The sequence below is a fragment of the uncultured Limnohabitans sp. genome (assembly GCF_937889215.1).
Lineage (GTDB): Bacteria > Pseudomonadota > Gammaproteobacteria > Burkholderiales > Burkholderiaceae_C > Limnohabitans_A.
The window spans coordinates 1-6495 of sequence record NZ_CALBEX010000277.1 but is presented as its reverse complement, the minus strand read 5'-3'; the positions used below and the strand labels follow the sequence as shown (position 1 = coordinate 6495).

Sequence of the window (6495 nt, the reverse complement as noted above, 5' to 3'; positions counted from 1 at the left end):
ATGTCGGCAAACGACCGGGTCAATCCGCCCAGCTCGTCTTTGCCTTGCAGGGCCAACTTGGGCCGCAGATCGCCTGCAGCCACTTGGCGCATGCCGTGTGCTAGCAGCAACAAAGGCCGGGCCAGTTGCTTGCCCAACAACACCGCCAACAAAATGGCACCCAATACGGCCAGGAACAAGCTGAGTGTGAGTGTGCCGATGTACATGCGCCGCAAACCTTCTCGCGCCAAGGCTCGCTCTTGGTATTCACGGTAGGCCGCTTGCACCTCCAGCGCGTTGTTGACCAAGGCGGGCGACAGTTCTTGGATCACTTGCAACAGACGCCGTTCTTCGTTGAATGCCAAGCTCCACTGCGGTATCGGCACCAAGACCTTGATGCGGCCTGTGCCCCCATCGGTCGCGGCTTCGTCGAGCCCCTCGATCCAGGCCAGTTGGCCGCTTTGACGCGCTTGGCGCAATTGCTGCACGCTGGGACGATCAGAACGGATCTGAAAGCGCGAAGGCCCTGCGCTGGCCACCATTTGGCCGTTGTGCGTCCAGATGGCCACATCACTGGCACCCAGTTGGGTCCTGATTTTTTCAGCCGCCAAGCCCGGGTTGATTTCGCTGCTTTCTGCGAAATTGGCCGCCGCTGCTTTGGCTTGCTTGTTCAGGTCTTCACTCAATGTGTCCAAAGTGGCACGGCCCAGGTTCAAGCCCGCCACCAACGCTGCCTCGACCTTCACATCAAACCAGCTTTCAATAGAGCGGGAGACGAATTGGTAAGACACCACGTAAATCATCAAGCCGGGCACCACGCCGACCAAGGCAAAAATACCTGCCAGCTTGACCAGCAGGCGGGAGCCAAACTGCCCCCTGCGCAGACTCAGCAGCAAGCGCACCATGCCCCACAAAATGGTGATCAACAAGCCACTGGCTACCACTGCGTTGGTCAGCACCAGCCATTCATAGTTTTCGTTGTAGCGCTCCCGGTTGCCTGTGGCTTGGGTCATCAGCACCAGCAAACCGATGCCGATCACCGCCACGCTCAGCACCCCAACCAACATCAGCCATCGGCTGGCACGCGAGGGCAACTCGGTGTAGTTGTCGCGACTGAGCTTGCGCCATTGCATGTCAGCGCACCTGGACCGTGTTGAGTCGCAATGATTGGTTCACCTGCAAGTTCCAATCGACCTGATTGCCCGCAGCGATTTGAAATGGACGCGGCAGCTGCGACACGTCGAGCTTGAAGGCGTACCGAATGTGTTGACGTGCTTCGGCGTCCAGGTTTTGCAGGTCGGCAATTTTCCATGCCGACTGGCGGCGGATCACGTTAAGGGCTTCGCCCAAAGTTTCAAAATTTTGTGAAATGCTGCCCGCCAAGCCTGTGAGGGAAATCGGCTCACTCGACACATTCAATCGCCAACGCCGCGTCAGTGGTTGGAAGGCCAATCGGTAATAGCGACTGGCGGAGCCTACTTTTTTATCGGTCCAGTACCACCGGTCCTGAAACACCTCAACATCGGCCACAAAATGCACCGCCAGGCCCTTGATGAGTGCGTCCTCGACCGCCGGACCCAACGCCAGCGACAGCTGTGCCGTCAGCACCAAGGCCTTTTCTTGGTACGCTGGGTTCAGCTCGATCAACTCGACCGACGACGTCTGGGCCCACGCACAGCTCAAGCCCAGCAAACCAATGCTCAAGAGCCGGACGAGCGGTCGTCCAAGCTCAAGCCCGATTTTTTTCCAGCAGTGCGTAATAAAAGCCGTCATGTTCACCCAATGCATTGTCCTCGACTGGCAGGCCCTTGGGTATCTGTCCGGGTATCAAATGCCCCGGGGAGGACAGCAATTGCGCATCGATGTTGCGCTGAAGGAACGCTTGAACCGTTCTGTCCCCTTCCGACTTGAAGACCGAGCATGTGCAATACAGCAACCGACCGCCTGGCGCCAACAAGGGCCAAAGGGCTTTGAGCAGTTGCGCCTGAATGCGGCCCAATTGCTCGCTGTCGGTAGGTCTGCGTAACCAACGCACGTCTGGGTGTCTGCGCACAATGCCCGAAGCGGTGCACGGGGCATCGAGCAAGATGGCATCGAACAACTGTCCGTCCCACCAGGTCTGAGGCTGCCCGGCATCAGCGGCCCGGACTTCGGCCTGAACGCCCAAACGTTGCAAATTTTGATCAATGCGCTGGCAGCGTGTGGCGTCCACATCCAGCGCCAGCACTTTGGCTTGCGGATAACACGCGAGAAGATGTCCGGTTTTGCCACCCGGGGCCGCGCAGGCGTCCAAGATGCGCCAAGGCTGATCGGCTGGGCGCCCATGTAACAAGAGCGGGGCGGCCAATTGCGCAGCAGCATCTTGCACCGACACCTGGCCCTGCGCAAACCCGGGCAATTGGTGCACAGGCACGGCTTTGTCGAGTTGCAGCCCAGAGGCTCCTACAGCCGTCCCCGCCAAGCCCATGGCCTGCAGTCGGGCTTGGTAGTCGGCAACCGTCTGGTGTTGTCGGTCCACCCGCAACGTCATGGGGGCGGGCTTTTGGGCCATGGCCAACAAATCTGGCCATGCTTGTGGGTACTCGTCTTGCAAGCGTTCTATCCACCACAGGGGGTGGTTCCATTGCGCTTGCAAGTCACGGTCAGTGAGGGCCACCAAATTCCCGCGCTCGCGCATGAAGCGCCGCAAGCAGGCGTTGATGAAGCCGCTTTGTGCTTGCGTTTGTCGGTGTTGGCGCGCCGCCTCAACCGCTTGGTTGACCAAGGTGTGCACCGGATAGGGCGCCGCTTCATCTTGCCAGCCCAAGGCCAAGGCGGTGCACAGCAAGGCGTCAGCTGCAGGGGGCGGGGCCTTCTTGGCCAACAACGCACGCAAAGCCATGGCGCGTCCCAACTGCCGCATGACCTGGAAACTCAGCGACTGCACACCCGGACGCAACGCGGCTGGAATGCCCTCCAGCTCACTGGTCAACGATCGCCCTGCTCGCACCGCCTGAACCACCGTGGCCGTGACTTGCAGCAGTTGCCACAACGGGGCTGACGAGGCAGCAATGGGCGCGATGGATTGTGCAGACGGGTTCATCATGGGGGCTTGGATTGGTTGGGATCAGTTCGCCGCGGCGGTCAAGTCCATGCGCATCGCAGGCTTGAAGTTGAGCCGCTTGGCCAACCACGATGCTGGCCGCATGTTCAGCGCATCGTTGTAGGCACTGACAGCGACATGGTAGGGAATCATCGCCGCGGGCAGGGTTTGACGCATCCTGTTGAGGGCGATTTCCAGATCCGGGCGCAAAGCGTCATGCACTTCTTGTTGCAACAGTCTGATTTCACTGACCAACTGAAGGTGCTGGCTGATCACCTGTTTTTGAACGGCTTCGTCCAAGGGCTGCATTCTGGCTTGCAACAGCGCTTCCAGCATCTGGTCGCTGGCCATTTGCACAACTTGCAATTCTGGGGCACCGGCCTCGCCGAGCAGCGTTTGACGGGCCGCCAAACCGCCTTGCAGGCGCACCAGCAACCTCAACCACACGGCGTCCACACTGCCCCACTGGCGAATCACTTCTGCGCGCAATCGCACCAAACGGTTGTGTGCCCCCACCGACCAAAACAACACCAAGGTCAGCACGCCACAAAAAATCAGTGCACCCATGTTGCTCCACCCTTTTTGGCCATTTCCAGAATAAAACAGCCCCTGACCACATGGCGGTACAGGGGCTGAATGGGCTCACCGCACAGGCGGTGAGTTCATCGCTCAGGCGGCTTCGCCAGCGTCTGTGACGGTGTCTTCAGCCGTGTCACCGGCCAGATCCGCTGCTTCCGCATCGGCAATGGCGCGGCGCTCAGCGTCGTCCATGGCGTCCTTGACAGCACGGGCTTTGTGATAAGCCAAGCCTGTACCAGCAGGGATCAGACGACCCACGATCACGTTCTCTTTCAAGCCACGCAACTCGTCGCGTTTGCCCATGATGGCCGCTTCGGTCAACACGCGGGTCGTTTCCTGGAAGGAAGCGGCCGAGATGAACGAGTCGGTCGACAAGGAGGCCTTGGTGATGCCCAGCAACAAGTTGCTGAAGGTCGCGGGGATCTTGCCATCGCGCTGCAAAGCGTCGTTGGTGTTGAGCATTTCGGAGCGCTCCACCTGCTCACCAGAGATGTAGCTGGAGTCACCGATGTTCTCAACCACCACGCGGCGCAGCATCTGACGAACAATCACTTCGATGTGCTTGTCGTTGATCTTCACGCCTTGCAAGCGGTAAACGTCCTGCACTTCGTCGACGATGTAGCGTGCCAGCTCTTCGATGCCCAAGAGGCGCAAGATGTCTTGTGGGTCGGCAGGGCCGTCCACAATGCTCTCGCCCTTGTTGACCACTTGGCCTTCGTGCACCAGGATGTTCTTTTCCTTGGGGATCAGTTCATCCCAGACCTTGCCGTCAGGGTCGGTGATCTGCAAGCGGACCTTGCCTTTGGTCTCTTTACCAAACGACACGGTACCGGTGATCTCGGCCAGCATGCCCTTGTCTTTGGGTGTACGGGCTTCGAACAGTTCGGCCACGCGGGGCAAACCGCCGGTGATGTCTCGGGTCTTCTGACCTTCCACAGGGATACGTGCCAAGACTTCGCCTGGACCCACATCCATGCCGTCGCGCACCTGGATCAGCGAACCGATCTGGAAGCCAATGGTCACCGAGTGGTCGGTGCCGGGGATCTTGACTTCTTTGCCAGCCGCATCGATCAATTTGACCTGTGGACGGATGACCTTGGCAGCACCACGGCGCTTGGGGTCAATGACCACCAATGTGGACAAGCCGGTCACTTCGTCGAGCTGCTTAGCCACAGTCAGGCCTTCTTCCACGTTCTCGAACTTCACGGTACCTGCGTACTCGGTGATGATCGGACGGGTCAGCGGATCCCAGTTGGCCAAGATGGCGCCGGCCTTGATGGTCTGGTCGGCCTTGACTGCCAGGATCGCGCCGTAAGGCACTTTGTGACGTTCACGCTCGCGGCCATGCTCAGTGATGACGATCTCGCCAGAACGCGAAATCACCACCAACTCGCCTTTGCTGTTCGTCACATAACGCATGGTGGCATTGAAGCCGATGGCGCCGTTGGACTTGGCTTCCACGCTGGAGGCCACAGCGGCGCGCGAAGCTGCACCACCGATGTGGAAGGTCCGCATGGTCAGCTGGGTGCCGGGTTCGCCAATCGACTGGGCGGCGATTACACCGACCGCTTCGCCGTTGTTAACCAGACCGCCACGGCCCAGATCGCGGCCATAGCACTTGGCGCACAAGCCGAAACGTGTGGCGCAAGTCAGTGCGGTGCGCACTTTGACTTCGTCAACGCCGGCGGCTTCGAGTTCGTCGAGCATGTCTTCGTCGAGCAAAACGCCCGCTTCGGCCAGCACCGCACGGTTTTCAGGGTGCAAGACGTCTTCGACGACGGTGCGGCCCAAGATACGGTCACGCAGCGATTCGATCACTTCACCACCTTCGACGATGGCGCGCATCAACGAGCCGTCGGCGGTGCCGCAATCGAGCTCGGTGACGACCAAGTCTTGGGTCACGTCGACCAGACGACGGGTCAGGTAACCCGAGTTGGCGGTCTTCAAAGCCGTGTCGGCCAAGCCTTTACGTGCACCGTGTGTCGAGATGAAGTACTGCAACACGTTCAGACCTTCACGGAAGTTCGCCGTGATGGGGGTCTCGATGATCGAGCCGTCGGGCTTGGCCATCAGACCACGCATACCGGCCAACTGGCGAATCTGCGCTGCAGAACCACGGGCACCGGAGTCGGCCATCATGTAAATCGAGTTGAACGATTCATGATCGACTTCGTTGCCATGGCGGTCAATGGTCTTCTCTTTGCGGAGTTGGTCCATCATCACCTTGGAAACGACGTCACCGGCCTTGCCCCAGATGTCCACGACTTTGTTGTAGCGCTCGCCAGCAGTCACCAGACCGGAGACGTATTGCTGCTCGATGTCTTTGACTTCTTTTTCGGCCGCTTCAATGATGGCGGGCTTCTCAGGCGGCACCAACATGTCGTCAATGCCAATCGAGATACCGGCGCGCGTGGCCAGACGGAAGCCGTTTTGCAACAGCTTGTCGGCGAACACCACGGTTTCTTTCAGACCGCACTTGCGGAAAGACGTGTTGATCAGCTTGGAGATTTCCTTCTTCTTCAGCGCCTTGTTCAGGTTGCTGAAAGGCAGGCCCTTGGGCAGGATCTCGGACAGCAAGGCACGGCCCACGGTGGTTTCCACCATGGACACGGACGAGGTGAATTCCCCGGTCGCTTTGTCCTTGGTCCACTCGGTCATGCGCACATTGATCTTGGCAGTCAACTCCACAGCGTCGGCGTCCAAGGCGCGCTGCACTTCACCGATGTCGGAGAAGAGCAAGCCTTCGCCCTTGGCGTTGATGCGGTCACGCGTGGCGTAGTACAAGCCCAGCACCACGTCTTGAGATGGCACGATGGAAGGCTCGCCCGATGCAGGGAACAAGATGTTGTTGGAGG

Annotated in this window: 5 protein-coding genes; all 5 read right to left on the bottom strand. The window is 59.4% G+C overall.

Annotation, left to right across the window (positions count from 1 at the left end):
- On the bottom strand, positions 1-1112 hold a 1112-nt coding region (locus Q0341_RS07035), incomplete at its 3' end, for a HAMP domain-containing protein (protein ID WP_299511522.1).
- 1 nt (position 1113) lies between these two features.
- The gene (locus Q0341_RS07030; protein WP_299511520.1) at positions 1114-1683 is read right to left on the bottom strand and encodes a DUF4390 domain-containing protein; all 570 of its coding nucleotides are present in this window, start codon (positions 1681-1683) and stop codon (positions 1114-1116) included.
- Between the two features lie 25 nt (positions 1684-1708).
- Positions 1709-3064 (bottom strand): 16S rRNA (cytosine(967)-C(5))-methyltransferase RsmB, encoded by a 1356-nt coding sequence (gene rsmB, locus Q0341_RS07025; RefSeq protein WP_299511518.1) that lies wholly within the window; start codon positions 3062-3064, stop codon positions 1709-1711.
- 21 nt (positions 3065-3085) lie between these two features.
- Positions 3086-3628 (bottom strand): hypothetical protein, encoded by a 543-nt coding sequence (locus Q0341_RS07020; protein ID WP_299511516.1) that lies wholly within the window; start codon positions 3626-3628, stop codon positions 3086-3088.
- Between the two features lie 102 nt (positions 3629-3730).
- A partial coding sequence (locus Q0341_RS07015; protein ID WP_299511513.1) for a DNA-directed RNA polymerase subunit beta' occupies positions 3731-6495 on the bottom strand: 2765 nt, incomplete at its 5' end.